Source organism: Acinetobacter corruptisaponis (genome assembly GCF_030053775.1).
GTDB lineage: Bacteria > Pseudomonadota > Gammaproteobacteria > Pseudomonadales > Moraxellaceae > Acinetobacter > Acinetobacter corruptisaponis.
Map to the genome: position 1 here is coordinate 2,736,386 of NZ_CP125669.1, position 21,183 is coordinate 2,757,568.

34 protein-coding genes and 1 pseudogene are annotated in these 21,183 nt (G+C 44.2%); 29 read left to right on the forward strand and 6 right to left on the reverse strand.

Going from position 1 to position 21,183, the window contains the following annotated elements; all coding sequences use genetic code 11:
• Positions 1-121: 121 nt before the first annotated feature.
• From yihA to QLH32_RS13045, 6 genes are all read right to left on the reverse strand, one after another.
• The gene (gene yihA / locus QLH32_RS13020) at positions 122-898 is read right to left on the reverse strand and encodes a ribosome biogenesis GTP-binding protein YihA/YsxC (protein ID WP_267980675.1); all 777 of its coding nucleotides are present in this window, start codon (positions 896-898) and stop codon (positions 122-124) included.
• Between the two features lie 83 nt (positions 899-981).
• On the reverse strand, positions 982-1,434 hold the full coding sequence (locus QLH32_RS13025; RefSeq protein ID WP_267980674.1) for an RrF2 family transcriptional regulator: 453 nt from the start codon (positions 1,432-1,434) through the stop codon (positions 982-984).
• A gap of 77 nt (positions 1,435-1,511) precedes the next feature.
• Entirely contained in the window at positions 1,512-2,723 is a 1,212-nt protein-coding gene (hmpA, locus tag QLH32_RS13030; RefSeq protein WP_283266563.1) for an NO-inducible flavohemoprotein, read from the reverse strand.
• Positions 2,724-2,993: 270 nt separating this feature from the next.
• Positions 2,994-3,413 carry an MAPEG family protein gene (locus QLH32_RS13035; RefSeq protein ID WP_283266564.1) on the reverse strand — a complete coding sequence of 140 codons (420 nt, stop codon included), beginning with the start codon at positions 3,411-3,413 and terminating at the stop codon, positions 2,994-2,996.
• Between the two features lie 203 nt (positions 3,414-3,616).
• Positions 3,617-5,167: a helicase HerA-like domain-containing protein gene (locus QLH32_RS13040; RefSeq protein ID WP_283266565.1), complete on the reverse strand. Its 1,551-nt coding sequence runs from the start codon at positions 5,165-5,167 to the stop codon at positions 3,617-3,619.
• 19 nt (positions 5,168-5,186) lie between these two features.
• The gene (locus QLH32_RS13045) at positions 5,187-6,380 is read right to left on the reverse strand and encodes a PLP-dependent transferase (protein WP_283266566.1); all 1,194 of its coding nucleotides are present in this window, start codon (positions 6,378-6,380) and stop codon (positions 5,187-5,189) included.
• A gap of 167 nt (positions 6,381-6,547) precedes the next feature.
• Here QLH32_RS13045 and QLH32_RS13050 point away from each other — a divergent pair, with 167 nt between their 5' ends.
• The 29 genes and pseudogenes from QLH32_RS13050 (at position 6,548) to rplQ (ending at position 21,054) form a co-directional block, all read left to right on the forward strand.
• Complete coding sequence (locus QLH32_RS13050; RefSeq protein ID WP_283266567.1) at positions 6,548-7,276, forward strand: type 1 glutamine amidotransferase; 729 nt, start codon at positions 6,548-6,550, stop codon at positions 7,274-7,276.
• Between the two features lie 226 nt (positions 7,277-7,502).
• Complete coding sequence (gene rpsJ / locus QLH32_RS13055; protein ID WP_000070912.1) at positions 7,503-7,814, forward strand: 30S ribosomal protein S10; 312 nt, start codon at positions 7,503-7,505, stop codon at positions 7,812-7,814.
• A 57-nt stretch (positions 7,815-7,871) separates the two neighbouring features.
• The gene (gene rplC, locus QLH32_RS13060) at positions 7,872-8,510 is read left to right on the forward strand and encodes a 50S ribosomal protein L3 (protein ID WP_267980873.1); all 639 of its coding nucleotides are present in this window, start codon (positions 7,872-7,874) and stop codon (positions 8,508-8,510) included.
• Positions 8,511-8,521: 11 nt separating this feature from the next.
• Positions 8,522-9,124: a 50S ribosomal protein L4 gene (gene rplD, locus QLH32_RS13065; protein WP_004683274.1), complete on the forward strand. Its 603-nt coding sequence runs from the start codon at positions 8,522-8,524 to the stop codon at positions 9,122-9,124.
• Positions 9,121-9,441, forward strand: coding sequence for a 50S ribosomal protein L23 (gene rplW / locus QLH32_RS13070; RefSeq protein WP_004777441.1), 321 nt, complete (start codon positions 9,121-9,123; stop codon positions 9,439-9,441). Before rplD ends, rplW begins: the two co-directional genes overlap by 4 nt.
• 11 nt (positions 9,442-9,452) lie before the next feature.
• Positions 9,453-10,277, forward strand: coding sequence for a 50S ribosomal protein L2 (gene rplB, locus QLH32_RS13075; protein WP_004678591.1), 825 nt, complete (start codon positions 9,453-9,455; stop codon positions 10,275-10,277).
• Between the two features lie 13 nt (positions 10,278-10,290).
• Positions 10,291-10,566 (forward strand): 30S ribosomal protein S19, encoded by a 276-nt coding sequence (gene rpsS, locus QLH32_RS13080; protein WP_004678590.1) that lies wholly within the window; start codon positions 10,291-10,293, stop codon positions 10,564-10,566.
• 11 nt (positions 10,567-10,577) lie between these two features.
• Positions 10,578-10,907, forward strand: a complete 330-nt coding sequence (gene rplV / locus QLH32_RS13085) for a 50S ribosomal protein L22 (protein ID WP_004683272.1) — start codon at positions 10,578-10,580, stop codon at positions 10,905-10,907.
• Position 10,908: 1 nt separating this feature from the next.
• Positions 10,909-11,728 (forward strand): annotated as a pseudogene (gene rpsC, locus QLH32_RS13090) (30S ribosomal protein S3).
• On the forward strand, positions 11,668-12,081 hold the full coding sequence (gene rplP, locus QLH32_RS13095; protein ID WP_004678587.1) for a 50S ribosomal protein L16: 414 nt from the start codon (positions 11,668-11,670) through the stop codon (positions 12,079-12,081). Before rpsC ends, rplP begins: the two are co-directional and overlap by 61 nt.
• On the forward strand, positions 12,081-12,278 hold the full coding sequence (gene rpmC / locus QLH32_RS13100) for a 50S ribosomal protein L29 (protein WP_000849927.1): 198 nt from the start codon (positions 12,081-12,083) through the stop codon (positions 12,276-12,278). The genes rplP and rpmC overlap by 1 nt, the downstream gene beginning before the upstream one ends.
• A complete protein-coding gene (gene rpsQ / locus QLH32_RS13105; RefSeq protein WP_004760649.1) occupies positions 12,275-12,532 on the forward strand; it encodes a 30S ribosomal protein S17 in 258 nt (85 codons plus the stop codon). The genes rpmC and rpsQ overlap by 4 nt, the downstream gene beginning before the upstream one ends.
• A gap of 92 nt (positions 12,533-12,624) precedes the next feature.
• Positions 12,625-12,993: a 50S ribosomal protein L14 gene (rplN, locus tag QLH32_RS13110; protein WP_004657680.1), complete on the forward strand. Its 369-nt coding sequence runs from the start codon at positions 12,625-12,627 to the stop codon at positions 12,991-12,993.
• A gap of 9 nt (positions 12,994-13,002) precedes the next feature.
• A complete protein-coding gene (gene rplX, locus QLH32_RS13115) occupies positions 13,003-13,320 on the forward strand; it encodes a 50S ribosomal protein L24 (RefSeq protein WP_004760650.1) in 318 nt (105 codons plus the stop codon).
• Between the two features lie 15 nt (positions 13,321-13,335).
• Complete coding sequence (gene rplE / locus QLH32_RS13120) at positions 13,336-13,872, forward strand: 50S ribosomal protein L5 (protein WP_004678582.1); 537 nt, start codon at positions 13,336-13,338, stop codon at positions 13,870-13,872.
• A gap of 9 nt (positions 13,873-13,881) precedes the next feature.
• Entirely contained in the window at positions 13,882-14,187 is a 306-nt protein-coding gene (rpsN, locus tag QLH32_RS13125; protein ID WP_001074624.1) for a 30S ribosomal protein S14, read from the forward strand.
• A gap of 11 nt (positions 14,188-14,198) precedes the next feature.
• A complete protein-coding gene (gene rpsH / locus QLH32_RS13130; RefSeq protein WP_002049732.1) occupies positions 14,199-14,594 on the forward strand; it encodes a 30S ribosomal protein S8 in 396 nt (131 codons plus the stop codon).
• 13 nt (positions 14,595-14,607) lie between these two features.
• Positions 14,608-15,141, forward strand: coding sequence for a 50S ribosomal protein L6 (gene rplF, locus QLH32_RS13135; RefSeq protein ID WP_267980670.1), 534 nt, complete (start codon positions 14,608-14,610; stop codon positions 15,139-15,141).
• Between the two features lie 14 nt (positions 15,142-15,155).
• The gene (rplR, locus tag QLH32_RS13140; RefSeq protein WP_004678578.1) at positions 15,156-15,506 is read left to right on the forward strand and encodes a 50S ribosomal protein L18; all 351 of its coding nucleotides are present in this window, start codon (positions 15,156-15,158) and stop codon (positions 15,504-15,506) included.
• A gap of 2 nt (positions 15,507-15,508) precedes the next feature.
• A complete protein-coding gene (gene rpsE / locus QLH32_RS13145; RefSeq protein ID WP_001141025.1) occupies positions 15,509-16,006 on the forward strand; it encodes a 30S ribosomal protein S5 in 498 nt (165 codons plus the stop codon).
• A gap of 6 nt (positions 16,007-16,012) precedes the next feature.
• The gene (rpmD, locus tag QLH32_RS13150) at positions 16,013-16,189 is read left to right on the forward strand and encodes a 50S ribosomal protein L30 (RefSeq protein WP_000849088.1); all 177 of its coding nucleotides are present in this window, start codon (positions 16,013-16,015) and stop codon (positions 16,187-16,189) included.
• Between the two features lie 3 nt (positions 16,190-16,192).
• Positions 16,193-16,633 (forward strand): 50S ribosomal protein L15, encoded by a 441-nt coding sequence (gene rplO, locus QLH32_RS13155; RefSeq protein WP_267980668.1) that lies wholly within the window; start codon positions 16,193-16,195, stop codon positions 16,631-16,633.
• A 45-nt stretch (positions 16,634-16,678) separates the two neighbouring features.
• Positions 16,679-17,998, forward strand: coding sequence for a preprotein translocase subunit SecY (secY, locus tag QLH32_RS13160; RefSeq protein WP_267980872.1), 1,320 nt, complete (start codon positions 16,679-16,681; stop codon positions 17,996-17,998).
• Positions 17,999-18,018: 20 nt separating this feature from the next.
• Positions 18,019-18,135: a 50S ribosomal protein L36 gene (gene rpmJ, locus QLH32_RS13165; RefSeq protein WP_000867907.1), complete on the forward strand. Its 117-nt coding sequence runs from the start codon at positions 18,019-18,021 to the stop codon at positions 18,133-18,135.
• Between the two features lie 107 nt (positions 18,136-18,242).
• The gene (rpsM, locus tag QLH32_RS13170) at positions 18,243-18,599 is read left to right on the forward strand and encodes a 30S ribosomal protein S13 (protein WP_000090815.1); all 357 of its coding nucleotides are present in this window, start codon (positions 18,243-18,245) and stop codon (positions 18,597-18,599) included.
• A 19-nt stretch (positions 18,600-18,618) separates the two neighbouring features.
• Complete coding sequence (gene rpsK / locus QLH32_RS13175; protein ID WP_001040166.1) at positions 18,619-19,005, forward strand: 30S ribosomal protein S11; 387 nt, start codon at positions 18,619-18,621, stop codon at positions 19,003-19,005.
• 12 nt (positions 19,006-19,017) lie between these two features.
• Positions 19,018-19,644 (forward strand): 30S ribosomal protein S4, encoded by a 627-nt coding sequence (gene rpsD, locus QLH32_RS13180; RefSeq protein WP_267980667.1) that lies wholly within the window; start codon positions 19,018-19,020, stop codon positions 19,642-19,644.
• Between the two features lie 18 nt (positions 19,645-19,662).
• A complete protein-coding gene (locus QLH32_RS13185) occupies positions 19,663-20,670 on the forward strand; it encodes a DNA-directed RNA polymerase subunit alpha (RefSeq protein ID WP_004660372.1) in 1,008 nt (335 codons plus the stop codon).
• Positions 20,671-20,688: 18 nt separating this feature from the next.
• Complete coding sequence (gene rplQ / locus QLH32_RS13190) at positions 20,689-21,054, forward strand: 50S ribosomal protein L17 (RefSeq protein WP_004641032.1); 366 nt, start codon at positions 20,689-20,691, stop codon at positions 21,052-21,054.
• Positions 21,055-21,183 lie beyond the last annotated feature (129 nt).

The following is a 21,183-nucleotide window of genomic DNA, read 5'->3' on the forward strand; positions in this document are numbered from 1 at the left end:
TCCTAATCGATAGTGCAATGAACCAACACTAGCAGTATATGAAAACATCCATGTAGTTGTGTTTAGCAATTCAGGACAATTAAAAATTATTTTATGCATCAAGTTGCATGAAATGCATTTTTTACGCTTGAATGTCCGTTTCTGATGCTTCGGGAATCTGGCTGAGGTCAAATTCAACGGCTTGATCAAGGGTGTAATTCAAACGACCTGCCATCACGCTAGCCAACTCTTCCAAGCCAATTCTGTTGAGGGATGAGAACAATTGAATCGAGAAGTCCAGTTTCATTTTCTTTAATTGTTGTTTGACTTCCAGCAGGGTTTTATTGGCAGGGCCACGATTCAGTTTATCGGCCTTGGTTAAAAGAATATGCACGAATAAATGACGTGAGTGTGCCCATTCCAGCATCATCAGGTCGAAATGCTGCAATGGATGGCGGATATCCATCAATAACACCAGACCTTGTAAACTTTTACGATGGATCAAGTAATTTTCTAATTCTTTCTGCCAAACGATCTTCATCGCTTCAGGTACAGCCGCATAACCATAACCAGGTAAGTCAACCAGACGCTGCTCTGGATTGCCCAAGCTAAAAAAGTTGATCATCTGGGTACGGCCAGGTCTTTTAGAGGCACGCGCCAACTGCTTTTGATTGGTCAGTGCATTGATTGCACTCGATTTTCCAGCGTTTGAACGGCCAGCAAATGCAATTTCGTAGCCTGTATCTTCTACGCATAAAGCCAGTTTTGGCGCACTCATTAAAAATTCAGCTTGGCGTAACCAATTTAAAGACTGGACTGCATATTCGGTGATAGCAGGGTCCATCTTTTTTTCATAACTGATTTTTTGCTTAGGTGCGAGTCTGGCTTTGGTATCTTTCGATTTTTCACTACGACGCATAGAAGCTTACTTTTGAATTGAAATAGCAATGACTATTATAGAGGATGTCAGCGATTGGTGCGAATCTCATCGCCAGATTGTGGCTAGGCTTTTTGAATCAGCTGTAAAAAATCAATGTTTGAGCTTGGCGAGGAGGGCAGGATACTGTGTTGCAGGACTTCATCCAGCGTGTACTGGTCAAGACTCTGATAAAAACATTCCAGTGCCTGATCCAGTATACCTTTCAGACCACAGTGCGAACGTAGCACACAAGGAGGAGTGTTACATTCTACAATTTGATGGTTCCCCTGCAAGATACGAACGATTTCACCTAGTTTAAGCTGTCTGGCTGTTGGATTAAGACGGATACCGCCGCCCTTGCCACGCGTGGTGACAATCCACTGCTGTTTGCCCATAAAGTGAACGATTTTAACCAGATGGTTTTGTGACACATGCAGGTCTTGCGCAATATCGGCAATCGTGTACGGTACATCACTCGGGCGAGCGATATACATCAAAATTCTGAGCGCATAATCAGTAAATTTATTGAGTTGCATGGTTTCACTCAATCGATTGCTTGAAATAGAAAAGGCTAGTCTATCACAGGCTAGCCTTATACAAAACGCAGGACAGATTAGCTCAATCGAACCCCACCTGTACCAAATGCCTCGCTATGAATGTTTTCGGCAGGAATACCACGGGCAACCAACGCCTTATGCTGTTCCGCCATAAACGGCATTGGACCACAGAGATAATAATCTGCATTGACTGGCAGTAAAGCGGCATCCATCGCTGCTAAATCCAGACGGCCAGCAACATCATAATCTTCACCTAGCACATCACCTTCATGTGGGAACTCATAGGCGGTAAATGTGCTCAGGCGTGGATATTTTGCCTTTAACTCATGAATATGCTGTTTCATGGCATGCACCTGACTGCTACGGCAGGCATGAATAAAGCTGACAGGCTGAGGCATATCTTCTGTCACCAATTGATTCAGCATGGCAATCATTGGAGTTAAGCCAACACCACCACTGATAAATATATTACGTTTTTTGCTATCAATCAGGTAGAAATTGCCTGTAGGTGCAGACACCTCAATTTCTGAACCCTCAGCCAAGCCATGTAAAGTGCTTGATACCCAGCCACCTGCCAAATCACCCTTTTCATCTTCACGCTTGACTGAAATACGTAGATAGTCTGCTTGTGGACTGGTTGACAAGGTATATTGACGTGGCTGTCTTAAACCCAGTTCCTCAACAAATACACGTACTGAAATGTATTGACCCGCTTCATATTTTGGCAACTCACCACCATCGACAGGTGCAAGGTAGAAAGAGGTGATTTCATCACTTTCAACCACTTTCTTGGCGATTTTAAAGGTACGCCAGCCCAACCAGCTACCTTTGGTTTGCTGATGTTGATCATAAATGGCTTTTTCAGTATTGATGAACAATTCAGCCAATTGACCATAAGCCGCAGCCCATGCCGCAATCAATGGATCTTTCATTGAAATGCTTAGCACTTCACTGATTGAATGCAGCAGGTTTTCACCCACAATACCGTAGTCAGGTGACTGAATATTCAGGCTGACATGCTTGTGAGCAATGAGTTCAACCACAGGCAACAGCACAGATGGGTCCTCGATGTTTTCCGCGTATGCCAACACAGCGCCTGCAAGAGCCTGAGCCTGGGCACCACTGCGTTGGTGTCCCATGTTAAAGGTTTCCTTTAAATCAGGATTATTGCCCAACATGCGGTTATAGAAATAACCAGTCAGTGCCACACCGTTTTCACGAAGTACAGGTACAGTTGCTTTTACAAGGTCAATTTGCTGTGGAGTCATTTTTGATCTCTCTTGGCTATCATTTATAAGATGTATTTAAAATACATTTTTAAATATGGATTTGCAATATATATTTAAATAAAAACCATAAATTTTTTATGGAATATATTTGTAATATTGTTTTGCTTGGAATTAAGTTGCTTGGTTGGTCTGATTGAAATCAATGGTCAACGGATGAATAACAGCCTATTTGCATTGCTAAAAAAAGTGTTTGATCATCAAGATGAAAGGCGAGTTTGCTTAAGTCATTCAGTCAATTTTTCTATTTCTCTAAACGTAAGATATAAATGCTATACGCAGCCACATGATGACAAGAACTGCATTACTCAAACCAAAAATCAGGGCGCGATGGACAACATTGTTATAACCAAGATGTATCGCACTATGTATAATACGCAAAACCACATAAGCCCATGCTAGATAAACAAACAGCATATCTACATGTTGAGTGATAAATATAAATATACTCACCACATAAAACAAAATAGGAACTTCCAAAAGATTCATAAAATTTCGATTTGGCAAGCATACCCATACGGGAACTGTATCCGATTCACCATATTTAAAATCATCTATTTTTACCTGTTTGTTCACTGCTGCCCTAATTCTTTTCATTAGAATCAGCAATAAAACAGTGAGGGTGAAAAGTGCCAGTGCCATCGCAGGTTGTAATATCAAATTACTATTCATCTTTTATTTATCATCTATTTATTTGAATGATAAATACTTTAATTATTAAATGATGAATAGTAAATAGCCCACCCCATATCGATACAGGCTACTTGACCATTGGTTATGCTTTTGCAATAAACATTTTACTTCATCATGCTGGCATTCACTTTTTAAATACCACTAACAAATTGATGATAGATTTTTGACGTGGTTTTTCTTATTTAGCGTTTACCAAATAATGACCCCAGCAAACCCCGTACAATTTTTTGACCAGTCGAACCACCCAGACTACGTGCAGCACTTTTGGCAAAGGTTCCAACAATATCCTGCGTCAGTTTCTCTCGGTCACGCTGGGCTTTTTCAGCGGCCTTTTGCTGTTCTTTTGCAAAACGTTCCTGTTCCTTGGCTTGTTGTTTAGCTAAAGCCTCCTGTTCCTTGGTCTGCTGTTTTGCCAACTCATCCGCCTGCTTTTGTTGGGACTGCTGCAATACTTTTTGTTGTAATCGTTCATAGGCGCTATCCCGATCAACAGCCTGATCATAAACACCTGCGACAATGCTCTGACCAATAATCACCTGACGCTCTTCAGCGCTAATTGGACTAAATGCAGAGTAGGGTGGCATGACCCAGCCACGTTCCACAATCTGTGGTGTGCCCTGTTCATCCAGACAGCTAATCAGCGCTTCACCGACAGCCAGTTCGGTAATGGCTTGATCAACTTTAAATTCTGGATTAGCACGGAATGTATCGGCTGCCGTTTTAACCGCTTTCTGATCTTTAGGGGTAAAGGCGCGTAAAGCATGTTGTACTCGATTGCCTAATTGTCCTAATACACTTTCAGGCAAATCCAGTGGGTTTTGGGTAATAAAGTAAATCCCCACACCTTTGGAGCGAATCAGGCGAACCACCTGTTCGATTTTCTGTTGCAAGGCTGGACTGGCATTGTCAAATAACAAATGAGCCTCATCGAAGAAGAACACCAGTTTCGGCTTATCCATATCACCAACTTCTGGAAGTTGCTCAAATAGCTCAGAAAGCATCCATAATAGGAATGTGGCGTAGAGTTTGGGGGTATTCATCAATTTATCCGCAGCGAGGATATTGATATAGCCCTGACCATTGCTGTCTGTCTGGATAAAATCCAGAATATTCAGGCTAGGTTCGCCAAAGAATTGCTCACCGCCTTGATCACCTAAAGCCAGTAAATTACGTTGAATGGCCCCAAGACTGGCTGGGGAAAGGTTGCCATACTCGGCTTTCAGTTCAGCCGTATTTTCACTGACATAACTCAACATTGCCTTTAGGTCTTTAAAGTCAATCAGCAATAGGCCCTGATCATCGGCAATACGGAAAACTGCGGAGAGCACACCTTCCTGAGTGTCATTCAGATTCAGCATCTGCGCCAACAATAACGGACCAATTTCCGAAATGGTGGTGCGAATTGGATGACCCTGCTGACCAAACAAATCCCAGAACATCACAGGAGATGCTGCAAACGGCACCGATTCAATATTCAGCGTTTTTAGGCGTTCATCAAACTTGGGACTGCTTGAACCTGCCTTGGCTAAGCTTGATACATCTCCTTTGGCATCAGCCAAAAACACAGGCACACCGAGATGTGAGAAACTTTCAGCAAACACCTTGAGCGTTACGGTTTTACCCGTTCCTGTCGCCCCTGCAATCAAACCGTGCCGATTGGCAAATTGCGAATGTAAAACAATATCTTGTGTTGTGTCTGTGGTTTTTTTAGCAATAACGATTGGTGTACCCATGCTTCACCTATTCTTGATGTCATTCGAGCTGTTTTAATGCGTTTTGAATATCTTGGATTAAATCTTGTGGATGTTCTAGTCCTATACAGAAGCGAACCAATAAACCTTGTAGTAAATGTGTATTTTCAAGCGTACGCATCTGTTTTAAATCATAAAGCATGACAAGGCTGACAGGGCCACCCCAGCTAAATCCAAGTTTAAACAGCTTGAGGCCGTCGCAAAATTTACGGATCGCTGTAATATCAAATTCAGGCTTAAAAATAACACTGACCAACCCTGCACTTTTGCCTGTGGTGCAAACCTCTGTCCAGAATGGATGACCTGCGGAATCTGGGTCTGCTGGATGCAGCACCTGACTGAATTGGGGGTATTGCTTTAACCAGCCTAATAATGTCAAGGCACTTTTTGACTGCTGTTCATAACGCAGTGACATATGCGCCAGACTACGCTGGATTTGTGCAGCATCATCTCCCGAGATTGAAATTCCTTGAATGGCGTGCATACGATAGAGTTTATGATGCAGATGTTGGTCACGCGTGACTACTGAACCCATCAGCATGTCGCCACCACCGCTTGGGTATTTGGTCAATGCATGAACCGTCATATCAACAGCAAGATGCTCATCAGAGAAATCAAAGGCATTAAAGGCCAGCCCAGCGCCCCATGTGTTATCCAAAGCAGTCAAAACATTGGCTTGTTGCGCTTTTTTAACCAGATTTTTTAAATCGGGAAATTCTAAAGTGACTGAACCTGCCGCTTCAAGCCAGATCAGTTTACTTTTTTCTGTTGGCTGAAAGCTTTCCGCATCAATTGGGTTGTAAATCTTGACCTGAATAGCATAGCGGTCTTGCAGGTTCTTTAAATGCTCAAGGTTTGGCCCATAAATATTGTCTGCCACCCAAACCTCATCACCTGAGCTTAAAAAAGCACTGTTTACCAAATTAATTGCAGATAAACCACTCGGAGCAAGTAGGCAATATTTTCCACCCTCAATCTGGGCAATATTGTCTGCCAAGGTGAAAGTGGTTGGAGTGCCATGGGTGCCATAACTATAGTCGTAGAGATTGGTCCAGTGACGGTCAAAAAGGTGCGCCGTGGTTTTAAAAATAATGGTGGATGCACGAAATAGGGGAGGCTGGATGGTTTCTATATATTGAGGGGCTTGGCGTGGTGCATGGATGAGATCAGTTTGGGCATGATTGTGTGTCGTCATGGGGCAAAATCTAGGTAATATAATGGTTTAGGTTAAGAGAAAATACACAATCCTGCCAGTGGTTTGCATATTTTGTACAGAATCGGTACAGAGTAGGGAGTCAGCACAAAACTGGCTTTATTCTTGCTAAGACTAATTATCATTCTAACGACAACAGGTTTTGGCGCATGAAGTCGCATTTAAGAGTGCATTATTTTCAGCACATTGCAGGCGAGGGTTTTGGAAGTTGCTATAGCTTCCTGAAAGCACATAAAGCAAAAATTACCGCTACAGAATTCTTTGCCTTGCCCGTTGATTTACCCCTTGAGTTGGAGGCATTGCCCCGTGTGGATGAGGTTGACCTGTTGATCATTATGGGTGGAACCATGAGTGTCAACGACGAGGCAAACTATCCGTGGCTCAGACTGGAGAAACGCTGGTTGCGTCGCTATCTAGCCGCAGGTAAGCCCGCGATAGGATTGTGTCTGGGTGGACAGCTCATTGCCAATGCTCTGGGCGCGGCGGTGAGTCGCAATCCTCAGCAGGAATTGGGCTGGATGGATGTGGGACGGGCATCTTCCGTTCCAGAACATTGCTTTCAAATTCCCGAGAAAATTAACATTATGCAATGGCATAGTGAAACCTTTGAAATCCCCAAAGGAGGTGTGCGTCTAGCTGAAAACAGGGTGTGTCGTAACCAGCTTTATCAAATAGGGCGGAATGTTCTGGGTTTTCAGTTCCATCCAGAAATGACACCGCATGCCTTGCAGCTATTGATTGAAAATGAGGAGGATATGGCGGTATTTAATGGGGAATATGTACAATCCATTGCAGAGTTGAAAAAATCCAATCAAAGCAGATTTGAACAGGGTAATACCCTGCTGAATCAGGCGATTGACTATGTGGTGAGCGCATAGGCGGGCTTTAAGGCCAAAAAAAGAAAAGAAGAATTGCATAAGACTTAAACAATCGCTATAATGGGCGACCCTCAAATGGAGGGCGTTTTCTACGAAGAAAGTAGTCAACGCATTACAGTCGTGGCATCGATCACGACCTTAGTGAATTTCACTGCCCTTGACACTTGCCAAAAGGTGAGGTGCGTCATGGGTGATTCTTTATATATTTGGCTTGGAGTTTACTGGTATGTCTAACCAGAGAATTCGTATCCGTTTGAAGTCTTTTGATCATCGCCTGATTGATCAATCTGCTCAAGAGATCGTAGAAACCGCTAAGCGTACTGGCGCACAGGTGTGTGGTCCAATCCCGATGCCTACTCGCATCGAACGCTTCAACGTTCTTACTTCACCACACGTCAACAAAGACGCTCGTGACCAGTATGAAATCCGCACTTATAAACGCCTGATCGACATTGTTCAACCAACAGATAAAACTGTTGATGCATTGATGAAGTTGGATCTTGCTGCTGGTGTTGATGTTCAGATCGCTTTGGGTTAAGGCTTTCGGTTAATTAACTCTAAGTTAATTAGGCCGCTTTTTTAGAGGTTTATGCACATGGCTATTGGTTTAGTCGGTCGCAAATGTGGTATGACTCGCATCTTTACTGAAGCAGGTGTTTCTGTTCCAGTAACAGTGATCGAAGTCGATCCAAACCGCATTACGCAAATCAAAACACTTGAAACTGATGGTTATCAAGCAATTCAAGTAACTACTGGTGAACGTCGCGAATCGCGCGTAACTAACGCTCAGAAAGGCCACTTCGCGAAAGCGGGTGTTGCTGCTGGTCGTCTGGTTAAAGAGTTCCGTGTTACTGAAGCTGAGCTTGAAGGCCGTGAAGTTGGTGGTTCTATCGGTGTTGATCTGTTCACAGTGGGTCAAATTGTTGACGTAACTGGTCAGTCTAAAGGTAAAGGCTTCCAGGGTGGTGTTAAGCGTTGGAACTTCCGTACGCAAGACGCTACACATGGTAACTCTGTATCTCACCGTGTATTAGGTTCTACAGGTCAAAACCAGACACCTGGTCGCGTGTTCAAAGGCAAGAAAATGGCTGGTCACCTAGGTGATGAACGCGTAACGGTTCAAGGTCTTGAAATCGTATCTATTGACGCTGAACGTTCTGTTTTAGTTGTTAAAGGTGCAATCCCTGGTGCAACGAATGGTGACGTGATTGTACGTCCTACCATCAAAGCGTAAGGTGAAATAGAATGAATTTAAAAACTGTTTCTGGCGCTGCGGTTGAATTATCAGAAGTTGCTTTTGGTCGTGAATTTAACGAAGCTCTTGTACACCAGGTTGTTACAGCTTATCTAGCTGGTGGCCGTCAAGGTACTCGTGCTCACAAATCACGTGCAGATGTTTCTGGTGGTGGTAAAAAGCCATTCCGTCAAAAAGGTACTGGTCGCGCTCGTGCGGGTTCTATTCGTAGCCCAATCTGGGTTGGTGGTGGTAAAACTTTTGCTGCTCGCCCACAGGATTGGTCTCAAAAAGTAAACCGTAAGATGTATCGCGGTGCAATGCAATGTATTTTGGCTGAACTTGTTCGCCAGGATCGTCTTGTATTGGTTGAAGAGTTTGCTGTTGCTGCTCCTAAAACCAAAGACTTGCTTGCTAAATTGAACGACTTGAATGCAACTCGTGCATTGATCGTTACAGATGCTGTAGATGAGAACTTATATCTTGCAGCGCGCAACCTTCCACACGTTGATGTGGTGGATGCAACTGCAATTGATCCTGTTAGCTTGATCGCATTCGATAAAGTTGTCATGTCTGTAGCTGCTGCTAAGAAAATTGAGGTAGAACTCGGATGAACAACGAACGTCTATATCAAGTCCTACAAGGACCAGTATTCTCAGAAAAAGCACAAGTTTTAGGTGATACTGCTGGTGTTCAGGTGTTTAAGGTTGCATTAAATGCAAACAAGCTTGAAATCAAGAAAGCAGTTGAACAACTCTTTGGTGTTGAAGTTGTTAAAGTAAACACAACAATCACCAAGGGTAAAACAAAACGCTTTGGTAAGACATTGGGACGCCGTTCTGATGTTAAAAAAGCATACGTCACCCTGAAAGCTGGCCAAGATGTTGAAATGGCTGACTTGGGCGATACCGCTGACAACGCAGCGGAATAAGGACGAAAATTATGCCAATTCAAAAATGTAAGCCAACGTCTCCAGGACGTCGCTTTGTAGAGAAAGTGGTTCATGACCATCTTCACAAAGGCGCGCCTTATGCACCGTTGGTAGAAGCTAAAAAACGTACTGGTGGTCGTAATAACAATGGTCACATCACTACACGTCACGTGGGTGGTGGTCATAAACAAAACTACCGTATTGTTGACTTTAAACGTAACAAAGATGGTATTCCAGCGACTGTAGAGCGCATCGAATACGATCCTAACCGTACAGCGCATATTGCTTTGTTGAAATATGCTGACGGCGAACGTCGTTACATCATTGCACCTAAAGGCCTGCGTGCTGGTGATAAAGTTCAATCTGGTAACGATGCTCCAATTCGTCCAGGTAACTGCTTGCCACTTCGCAACATGCCAATCGGTTCTACCCTTCATAACCTTGAACTTAAAATCGGTAAAGGTGCTCAGTTAGCACGTTCTGCTGGTACTTCGGTTCAATTGTTGGGTCGTGATGGTTCTTACGCCATCGTTCGTTTACGTTCTGGTGAAATGCGTAAAATCCACGTTGAATGTCGCGCTGTCATTGGTGAAGTTTCTAACCAGGAAAGCAACCTGCGTTCATTGGGTAAAGCTGGTGCTTCACGCTGGCGCGGTGTTCGTCCTACCGTACGTGGTATGGCAATGAACCCAGTTGACCACCCGCACGGTGGTGGTGAAGGGCGTAGCAAGGGTATTCAACCTGTAAGCCCATGGGGTCAAAAAGCGAAAGGGTACAAGACACGTACCAACAAGCGTACGACTAAGATGATTATTCGCGACCGTCGCGTCAAGTAAAGGAATCTGACTAATGCCTCGTTCATTAAAAAAAGGTCCATTCGTCGACGCGCACCTGTTCGCTAAAGTTGAAGCGGCAATTGCTGCAAACAACCGTAAGCCGATCAAAACTTGGTCACGTCGTTCAATGATCCTGCCAGACTTTGTTGGTTTAACAATTTCTGTTCACAATGGCCGTAACCACGTTCCAGTGATTATCACTGAACACATGGTTGGTCATAAACTAGGTGAATTCGCGCCAACTCGTACCTATCGTGGTCACGGTGTTGATAAGAAGTCTAAACGTTAATAGGTGCTATGATGGAAGTAACTGCAAAATTACGCGGTGCCGCTATCTCGGCACAGAAAGCACGTTTAGTTGCTGATTTGATCCGTGGTAAATCGGTTGCGCGCGCGCTAGACATTTTAAACTTCAGCAACAAGAAAGCGGCTGTGCTTGTTAAAAAGGCACTTGAGTCTGCAATCGCCAATGCTGAACACAACAACAGCTTAGATGTTGATGACCTTAAAGTAACTACGATCTACGTTGATGAAGGCATGAGCCTTAAACGTATCCTGCCACGTGCCAAAGGCCGTGCAGACCGTATTACTAAGCGTACTTGTCACATCACCGTTAAGGTAGGGGTTTGATATGGGTCAGAAGGTTCATCCAATCGGTATCCGCCTGGGTGTTGTGAAACGCCATAACGCTAACTGGTATGCGAGTCCGAAACAATACGCTGAATACTTGCTTAAAGATCTTCAGGTTCGTGAGTTTTTAACTAAAAAACTTAAGAACGCGATGGTAAGCAACATTCTTATCGAACGTCCTACAGGCGCTGCTAAGGTAACAATTAGCACTGCTCGTCCTGGTATCGTGATCGGTAAAAAAGGCGAAGATATTGAAAAATTACAGCGCGAACTCACCAACATCATGGGTGTTCCAGCGCAAGTCAGCATCAATGAAATCGATCGCCCAGACTTGGACGCACGTCTAGTTGCTGAAGCAATCGCTTCTCAATTGGAAAAGCGTGTAATGTTCCGTCGTGCTATGAAGCGTGCGGTTCAAAACACCATGCGTGCTGGCGCAAAAGGTATCAAAGTTGAAGTTTCTGGTCGTTTAGGTGGTGCAGAGATCGCTCGTACTGAATGGTATCGTGAAGGTCGTGTACCTTTGCATACGCTTCGTGCGGACATCGACTATGCAACTATGCGTGCAGAAACAACTTACGGTACGATCGGCGTTAAAGTATGGATTTTCCGTGGTGAGATCTTGGGTGGCATGAAACAAGTCATGAACCCTGCTCCTGCTGAAGAACGTCCAGCTAAACGTGGTCGTGGTCGTGGTGAAGGTCAGGAACAACGTCGTGGACGTCGTAATGACCGTGCTGCTGACAAGGGAGAATAATCCATGTTGCAACCTAAACGTACCAAATTCCGTAAAGTGCACAAAGGCCGTAACACTGGTCTAGCGCATCGTGGTAGTACAGTATCATTTGGTTCGATTGCAATTAAAGCAACTGAACGTGGTCGCATGACTGCGCGTCAGATTGAAGCTTGCCGTCGTACCATTAGCCGTCGTATTAAGCGTGGTGGTAAAATCTTCATCCGCGTATTCCCAGACAAACCAATTACCGAAAAGCCATTAGAAGTTCGTATGGGTAAAGGTAAGGGTAGCGTGGAATACTGGGTGTGTCAGATTCAGCCAGGTAAGATCCTGTACGAAATTGAAGGTGTGAGCGACGAGTTGGCGCGTGAAGCTTTTGAATTGGCTGCCGCTAAACTCCCGTTTAAAACCACTATCGTGACTCGGACGGTGATGTAATGAAAACTAAAGATCTACGTGAAAAGTCGGTAGAAGAGTTGAAAGCGTTGCTTGATGAGCAACAGCTTAACCAATTCCGTCTTCGTATGGCGAAAGCAACTGGTCAACTAGGCAAATCGCACGAAGTGCAAATTGCTCGTAAAACAATTGCTCGTATCAAGACACTCCTTACCGAAAAACAGGGGAACGGACAATGAGTGAAAAAACAGTCCGCACGTTAACAGGCCGTGTTGTAAGCGACAAAATGGACAAGTCTATTGTTGTGCTTATTGAACGCCGTGTTCAACACCCGTTGTATGGCAAATCAATCCGCCGTTCAACTAAACTACACGCTCATGATGAGAACAATGTTGCTAAAACTGGCGACTTGGTGACCATCAAAGAAAGCCGCCCAATTTCTAAAACTAAAGCTTGGACTTTAGTGGAAGTCGTTGAAGCAGCTGCTGAGTAATTAGACGTTCTTGTTGCATCATCGGACAATTTCGAGTACTCTTTGAGCCTTTCGAAATTGCGACCGGTGATGCTCGGTTTTGGAGTAGGGCAATGATTCAAACCGAAAGTATGCTCGACGTAGCAGACAACAGTGGTGCACGCCGCGTACAATGTATCAAAGTACTAGGTGGTTCACATCGTCGTTATGCTTCTGTTGGCGACATTATTAAAGTTACTGTAAAAGAAGCAATTCCACGCGCACGTGTTAAAAAAGGTGACGTGATGAATGCTGTAGTTGTTCGTACAAAATTTGGCATCCGTCGTCCAGATGGTTCAGTGATTCGTTTTGACGATAACGCTGCTGTTATTTTGAACAACAACAAAGCTCCGATTGCGACTCGTATCTTCGGACCAGTGACTCGTGAACTTCGTACTGAACAGTTCATGAAAATCATTTCATTGGCTCCTGAAGTTCTATAAGAGGCAATCATGGCTAAGATTAAAAAAGGCGATCAAGTAATTGTGATCGCAGGTAAAGAAAAAGGCAAACAGGGTACTGTTTTGTCTGTTTCTGAAGACCGAGTTAAGGTTGAAGGCCTTAACTTAGTGAAGAAGCATCAAAAACCAAACCGTGCTACTGGCGCTGAAGGCGGCATCGTAACACAAGAGGCGACGCTTCATATTTCAAACGTGGCAATTTTTAATGCTACAACCCAAAAGGCTGACCGTGTTGGTTACCAAACGATTGATGGCGTGAAAACTCGCGTTTATAAATCAAATGGTGAATCAGTGGCGGCAGCGAAGTAATAGGTTGAAAAGGCAATGGCCAGACTTAAAGCACGTTACAATGACGAACTTAAAGCGAAGTTAAAAGAAGAACTTGGCATTAAGAATGTGATGGAGATTCCTCGCATCACTAAAATCACCCTGAACATGGGTGTAGGCGCAGCTGCAACTGATAAGAAATTATTGGAAGGCGCTGTAGCTGACATGCAACTCATTGCTGGTCAAAAGCCAGTTGTGACCCTTGCGCGTAAATCAATCGCTGGTTTCAAAATCCGTGATGGTTGGCCAATTGGTTGTAAAGTTACTTTACGTGGCGACCAGATGTACGAATTCCTGGATCGTTTGATCTCGATCGCAATCCCTCGTATCCGTGACTTCCGTGGTTTTTCTTCAAAATCATTTGATGGTCGTGGCAACTACTCAATGGGCTTAAAAGAGCAGATCGTTTTCCCAGAAATCGATTTTGACAAAATTGATCGTATCCGTGGTTTAGACATCACTATTACGACCACTGCTCGTAGCGATGACGAAGGCCGTGCGCTTATGCGTGCATTCGGCTTCCCGTTCAAATAAGAGGTCGATATGGCTAAGAAAGGTATGATTAATCGCGAATTGAAACGCGAAAAGACAGTTGCTAAATACGCTGCAAAACGTGCTGAATTAAAAGCAACGATTGCAAATGTAAACGCAAGTGACGAAGAACGTTTCGAAGCGATGTTAAAGTTACAAGCATTGCCACGTAATGCATCTCCAGTACGTCTTCGTAACCGCTGTGGTTTAACTGGTCGTCCTCATGGTTACTTCCGTAAGTTCGGTCTAAGCCGTAACAAATTACGTGACACAGTAATGCAGGGTGATGTACCAGGCGTAGTTAAGGCAAGCTGGTAAGGAGCGACTAAATGAGTATGCAAGATACCGTTGCCGACATGCTAACCCGTGTTCGTAACGCACAAATGGCAAAGAAACAAACTGTTTCTATGCCTTCTTCTAAGTTGAAGGTTGCTATTGCAAACGTACTTCAACAAGAAGGTTATATTTCAAATGTAGAAGTGGCTCAAGAAGAGACAAAATCTACTTTGACTATTACGTTAAAATATTTCGAAGGCAAACCAGTTATCGAAATGGTTAAGCGCGTAAGCCGTCCAGGTCTTCGCCAATACCGTGGTAAAGATAAACTTCCAAGCGTTAAGCAAGGTTTAGGTATTGCAATTGTTTCTACAAGCAAAGGCATCATGACTGATCGCGCTGCACGTGCTGCGGGCGTTGGTGGTGAAGTTATTGCTTTTGTTTCTTAATAGGTGATTCCTCATGTCTCGTGTGGCTAAAGCCCCAGTAACTGTACCTAATGGTGTAACAGTTACTCAGAACGGCCGGCAGGTCGAAGTGAAAGGCAGCAAAGGTACATTGTCTTTCAACCTGCATGCGCTGGTCGAGCTTAAACAGGAAGAAGGTAAACTTCAACTTGCTCCAGTGAAAGAGTCGAAAGATGCCTGGATGCAGGCTGGTACTGCTCGCGCTGTATTGAATAACCTTGTAAAAGGTGTTAGCGAAGGCTTCGAACGTAAGTTACAGCTCGTTGGTGTTGGTTATAAAGCTGCGGTGAAAGGTGACGTTGTTAACCTGGCACTCGGTTACTCACACCCAATTGACTACGCTTTACCTCAAGGGGTAACAGCGGAAACTCCAACTGCTACTGAAATCATCCTGAAATCAGCAAACAAGCAGTTGTTAGGTCAAGTGGCAGCGGAAATCCGTGCGTACCGTTCTCCTGAACCATATAAAGGTAAAGGTGTTCGTTATTCGGATGAAGTTATTCTTCGTAAAGAAGCTAAGAAGAAATAAGGCGCGAGGTTCTTATGAACGAAAAGAAACAATCCCGTTTGCGTCGTGCGAAAAGCACACGCTTGCACATTCGTGCATTGGGTGCGACTCGTTTGTGTGTCAACCGCACGCCGCGTCACATCTATGCACAAGTTATCTCAGCAGATGGTGGCAAAGTTTTAGCGCAAGCTTCAACTTTGGATGCATCATTGCGTAGCGGTGCGACTGGTAACATCGATGCAGCAACAAAAGTTGGTGCTTTAATCGCAGAACGTGCGAAAGCAGCAGGTGTAACGAAAGTTGCATTTGACCGTTCTGGTTTTAAATATCATGGTCGTATCAAAGCCTTGGCTGATGCTGCCCGTGAAGGCGGCTTGGAGTTCTAATCATGGCGAAAGTTGAACAAAACGAAGGTCTCGTTGAAAAGCTGGTTGCCGTTGATCGTGTAGCCAAGGTTGTTAAGGGTGGTCGTATCTTCTCTTTCACAGCATTAACTGTTGTGGGTGATGGTAATGGTCGTGTAGGTTTTGGTCGTGGTAAGGCACGTGAAGTTCCAGCTGCTATTTCTAAGGCGCTTGAAGCTGCTCGTCGCAACATGATCACTGTAGACCTCGCGGGGACTACTTTACAACACCCTGTGAATGCTCGTCATGGTGCAAGCCGTGTATACATGCAACCTGCTTCAGAGGGTACTGGCGTAATCGCTGGTGGTGCTATGCGTGCCGTTCTTGAAGCTGCAGGTGTGCATAACGTACTTGCTAAATGTTATGGTTCTACTAATGCTGCCAACGTGGTAAACGCAACTTTCAAAGGTTTGCGTGATATGACTTCTCCTGAGAAAGTCGCTGCGAAACGTGGTAAGTCAGTAGAAGAAATTCAAGGGTAATCAATCATGAAAACGATTAAAGTTACCCAGACCAAATCTTCTTCGCATCGTTTAAAAAATCATAAACTTTGCCTACAGGGTTTAGGTCTGCGTCGTATTGGTCATACTGTAGAAGTGCAGGACACGCCTTCTAACCGCGGTATGATCAACAAAGTCTACTATATGGTTAGTGTAGAGGAATAAGCCATGACTCTGCGTTTAAATGAACTTGCACCTGCAGAAGGTGCTAAGCGTGAACACCGTCGTCTGGGCCGTGGTATCGGTTCTGGCGTTGGTAAGACTGGTGGTCGTGGTATCAAGGGTCAAAACTCACGTAAAAGTGGTGGTACTCGTCCAGGCTTTGAAGGTGGTCAAACAGCACTTTACCGTCGTTTGCCTAAATTCGGTTTCACTAGCCAAATCGCTTTGAAAACTGCTGAAGTACGCTTGTCTGAGTTGAATAAGGTTGAAGGTGATGTTGTTAGCCTTGAAACCTTAAAAGCTGCGAATGTTGTTCGTCGTGACCAAACTCGTGCTCGCATCGTGCTTTCTGGTGAAATCACTCGCGCGTTCACTGTACAAGGTGTTGCGTTGACTAAAGGCGCTAAAGCTGCTGTTGAAGCTGCTGGCGGTAAAGTCGAGGAGTAATCTCGAGTGTCTATGACTCCTAGTTCTACTGGTCATGTAAACATGATGAAAGGCCAACCATTTCATGTGAAATACCGTGAAATTATTCGTCGATTAATGTTTTTGATTGGCGCGTTATTGGTCTTTCGACTAGGAGCGCATATTCCGTTGCCAGGTATTGATAACGTAGCGCTAGCACGGTTTTTTAAAGCTAATGAAGGTACTTTCTTAGGTTTATTTAACATGTTCTCTGGCGGTGCGTTGGAACGCATGTCAATTCTGGCGTTGGGAATCATGCCGTATATCTCTGCATCGATTATCGTGCAGTTGATGTCAACGGTGGTTCCTTCGCTGGAAGCTTTGAAAAAAGAAGGCGAACAGGGCAAGCGTAAGATCAATCAATATACGCGTTACGGCACCCTGCTGCTTGCACTTGTGCAAGGGGTGGGTATGTGTGCTGGCCTGATCAGTCAGGGAATTACCCTGACCTCAGGTCTGGCATTCTATGTTCCAGCAGTCACTTCGTTGGTTGCGGGAACAATGTTTTTGATGTGGCTGGGGGAGCAGATTACCGAGCGTGGTGTTGGTAATGGTATCTCCATGATCATTTTCGCGGGTATTGTGGCAGGTTTGCCAAATCTCGTGATTCAGTCGTTTTCGTCTGTTCAGAATGGTCAAGGTAGTTTAATTGGTTTGGCTGTATTCGGTTTATTATCGTTGGCAGTCCTCGCTGCGATTGTGTTTATTGAAAAGGCACAGCGTCGTATTCCAGTAAACTATGCTCAAAAACAACAGGGTCGTCGTGTATTTACTGCACAGCAAACGCATTTGCCATTAAAAATTAACATGGCGGGTGTGATTCCAGCAATTTTTGCAAGTTCATTGTTATTATTTCCAGCGAGCTTGGGACAATGGTTGGGAAGTGCTGATCCAAATGCAGGGATTGTAAAACGTAGTCTGCAAGATCTGGCATTGGTGTTATCGCCTGGACAGCCGTTATATTTAATGCTCTTTGGCGCATTAATTATTTTCTTCTGTTATTTCTATACTGCGCTGGTGTTCAGCCCGAAAGAAGTTTCAGAAAACTTAAAGCGTAGCGGAGCATATGTGCCTGGTATCCGCCCAGGTGAGCAAACGGCTCGTTATTTAGATCATATTCTTAACCGTTTGACATTTATTGGTGCAATTTACATTACAGTCGTATGCTTGATGCCGATGGTACTGCAAAGTTCATTTGGTATTCCATTCCATTTAGGTGGAACATCGTTGCTGATTGTGGTGGTTGTGGTAATGGACTTTATGGCGCAACTTCAGGCGCACCTTACTTCGCATCAATATGATGACCAAACGTTAATGAGAAAAACGACTGCTCATCCTAAGGGATAAGCGCACTTAGAGGTTTCATCATGAAAGTACAAGCTTCTGTAAAGAAAATTTGTGGTAGCTGCAAAGTTATCCGTCGTAATGGGGTTATTCGCGTGATTTGTAGCGCAGAACCTCGTCATAAGCAGCGTCAAGGTTAATTTAATTAAGACCTGTTGATTTCAGTAGGCTAATTAGGTTATTATCCGCCCCTCAAGATTTTTGTGGGGCGGTTGATTATCTTGACTGCCTTTTTGGAGAAAATTGAATGGCTCGTATTGCCGGTGTAAACATTCCGGATAACAAGCATGCTGTTATCTCTCTCACGTATATTTTTGGTATCGGTCGCCACACTGCTAAGAATATCTTAGCTGCTGTAGGTATCACTGAAACCACGAAAATTCGTGAATTAGATGATGCTCAGCTTGATGCGATTCGTGCAGAAGTTGCCAAGGTTCCGACCGAAGGTGATTTACGTCGCGAAATTTCCATGAACATCAAACGTTTAATGGATTTAGGCTGCTACCGCGGTCTTCGTCATCGTCGCAGCTTGCCTGTTCGCGGACAACGCACCAAAACTAACGCACGTACCCGTAAAGGTCCGCGCAAACCGATTAAAAAGTAAGATTTCTGGAAGCTAAAAGATGGCTAAAGATACTCGCACACGCAAGAAGGTCACTCGTACCGTCTCTGAAGGTGTTGCACACATTCACGCGTCTTTTAATAACACCATTGTAACGATTACCGATCGTCAAGGTAATGCATTGGCTTGGGCCACCTCAGGTGGACAAGGCTTCCGTGGTTCACGTAAATCAACTCCGTTTGCTGCTCAGGTAGCTGCTGAAGTTGCTGGTAAGGCAGCTTTGGATTACGGTTTGAAAAATCTGGATGTCCTTGTGAAAGGTCCTGGTCCAGGTCGTGAGTCTGCGGTTCGTGCATTAGGCGCAGTGGGTTATAAGATTAACAGCATTACCGATGTGACTCCAATTCCTCACAACGGTTGCCGTCCACCTAAAAAACGTCGCGTGTAAGGAGAAACATTCATGGCTCGTTATATTGGTCCAAAATGCAAACTCTCTCGTCGCGAAGGGACAGACCTGCAACTTAAATCAGGCGTTAAACCGTTTGATGTAAAAACTAAAAAAGCGAACAAAGCACCTGGTCAACATGGTGCGGCTCGTGGTGGTAAACAATCTGAGTATTCACTACAATTACGTGAAAAACAAAAAGTACGTCGTATGTACGGTGTGTTAGAGCGTCAATTTAGTAACTACTATAAAGAAGCAGCTCGTGTTAAAGGCGCAACAGGTGAAAACTTGTTGAAACTGCTTGAAAGCCGTCTGGATAACGTTGTTTATCGCATGGGTTTTGGTTCTACACGTGCAGAAGCTCGTCAGTTAGTTAGTCACCGTTCTATTACTTTAAATGGCCGTCGTGTAAACATTGCGTCTATTCAAGTAAAAGCGGGTGATGTAATTGCGGTTCATGAAGGCGCTAAACAACAATTGCGTATCAAAAATGCAATTGAATTAGCTGCTCAACGTGGTATCCCTGCTTGGATGGAAGTTGATCATTCTAAGTTGGAAGGTACGTTCAAAGCTGCACCTGATCGTTCTGATCTACCTGCTGAAATCAACGAAAGCTTGATTGTAGAATTGTATTCTAAATAATCCTTGAGGTAGCAATAAATGACGCGTACTGCAAACGAGTTTCTAACTCCGCAAGCGATCAAGGTCGAAGCGGTGAGCGGGACCTCGGCAAAAGTGATTCTGGAACCTTTGGAGCGTGGCTTTGGTCATACTCTAGGTAATGCTTTACGTCGCATTCTATTGTCTTCTTTGCCTGGCGCTGCTGTGGTTGAAGTAGAAATAGAAGGCGTCGAGCACGAGTACAGTACTTTAGAAGGCTTGCAGCAGGACATCGTCGAGCTCTTGCTGAACCTAAAAGGATTGTCTATTAAGCTGTTCGATCAAAACGAAGCATATTTAACATTGGAAAAGCAGGGTGCAGGTGACGTAACAGCAGCTGACCTCCGTTTGCCTCACAATGTTGAAGTGGTTAACCCTGATCATTTAATCGGTACTTTGAGTTCTTCTGGTTCATTGAAAATGCGCCTTAAAGTTGCTCAAGGTCGTGGTTATGAAACATCTGACTCACGTTTCCCTGAAGGTGAAACACGTCCAGTAGGCCGTTTACAGTTAGATGCGTCTTATAGCCCGATTAAGCGTGTGTCTTATACCGTAGAAAATGCGCGTGTAGAACAACGTACCGATCTTGATAAACTCGTAATCGATCTTGAAACCAACGGAACGGTTGATCCTGAGGAAGCGATCCGCAAAGCGGCAACAATCTTGCAACAACAAATTGCAATCTTTGTTGATCTTCAGAAAGACCAAACTCCTGTGGCTCAGGAACCGCGCGAAGAAGTTGACCCAATCTTGCTTCGTCCAGTAGATGATCTCGAGCTAACTGTTCGTTCTGCTAACTGTTTGAAGGCAGAAAATATTTACTACATTGGTGATCTTGTTCAACGTACTGAGGTTGAGTTGTTGAAAACTCCAAACCTAGGCAAAAAATCGTTAACAGAGATCAAAGATGTTTTGGCATCGAAAGGTTTACAACTCGGCATGCGTTTGGAGAACTGGCCACCAGCTAGCCTCCGTATGGATGACCGTTTTGCCTATCGTAGCCGTTAATTAAGTAGGACTATCACCATGCGTCATCGTAATAGTGGTGTGAAATTAGGCCGTACAAGCAGCCATCGTAAGGCGTTGTTCCAAAATTTAACAAATGCTTTGGTTGAGCATGAGTTAATTAAAACAACTTTGCCTAAAGCGAAAGAACTTCGCCGCGTTGCTGAGCCTTTAATCACTTTAGCTAAAAACGATACAGTAGCAAACCGTCGTTTAGCGTTTGCTCGTACTCGTTCTGCAGCAACTGTTGGTAAATTATTTACCGTTCTTGGCCCTCGTTACAAAGAGCGTAACGGCGGTTATCTACGTGTTCTTAAAGCGGGCTTCCGTGCAGGTGATGCTGCACCGATGGCTTACGTTGAACTTGTAGACCGTGAAGTAAAATAATACTTTCACGTACAAGAGCAGCTCAGTTGTTCAAAAAAGGTCGGTTTATTCCGACCTTTTTTATTGCTTATTTTAAATAATTTTAACTCTTAACTTTTTGTTTAAGTAATAATCTTTATTTAAAATAAA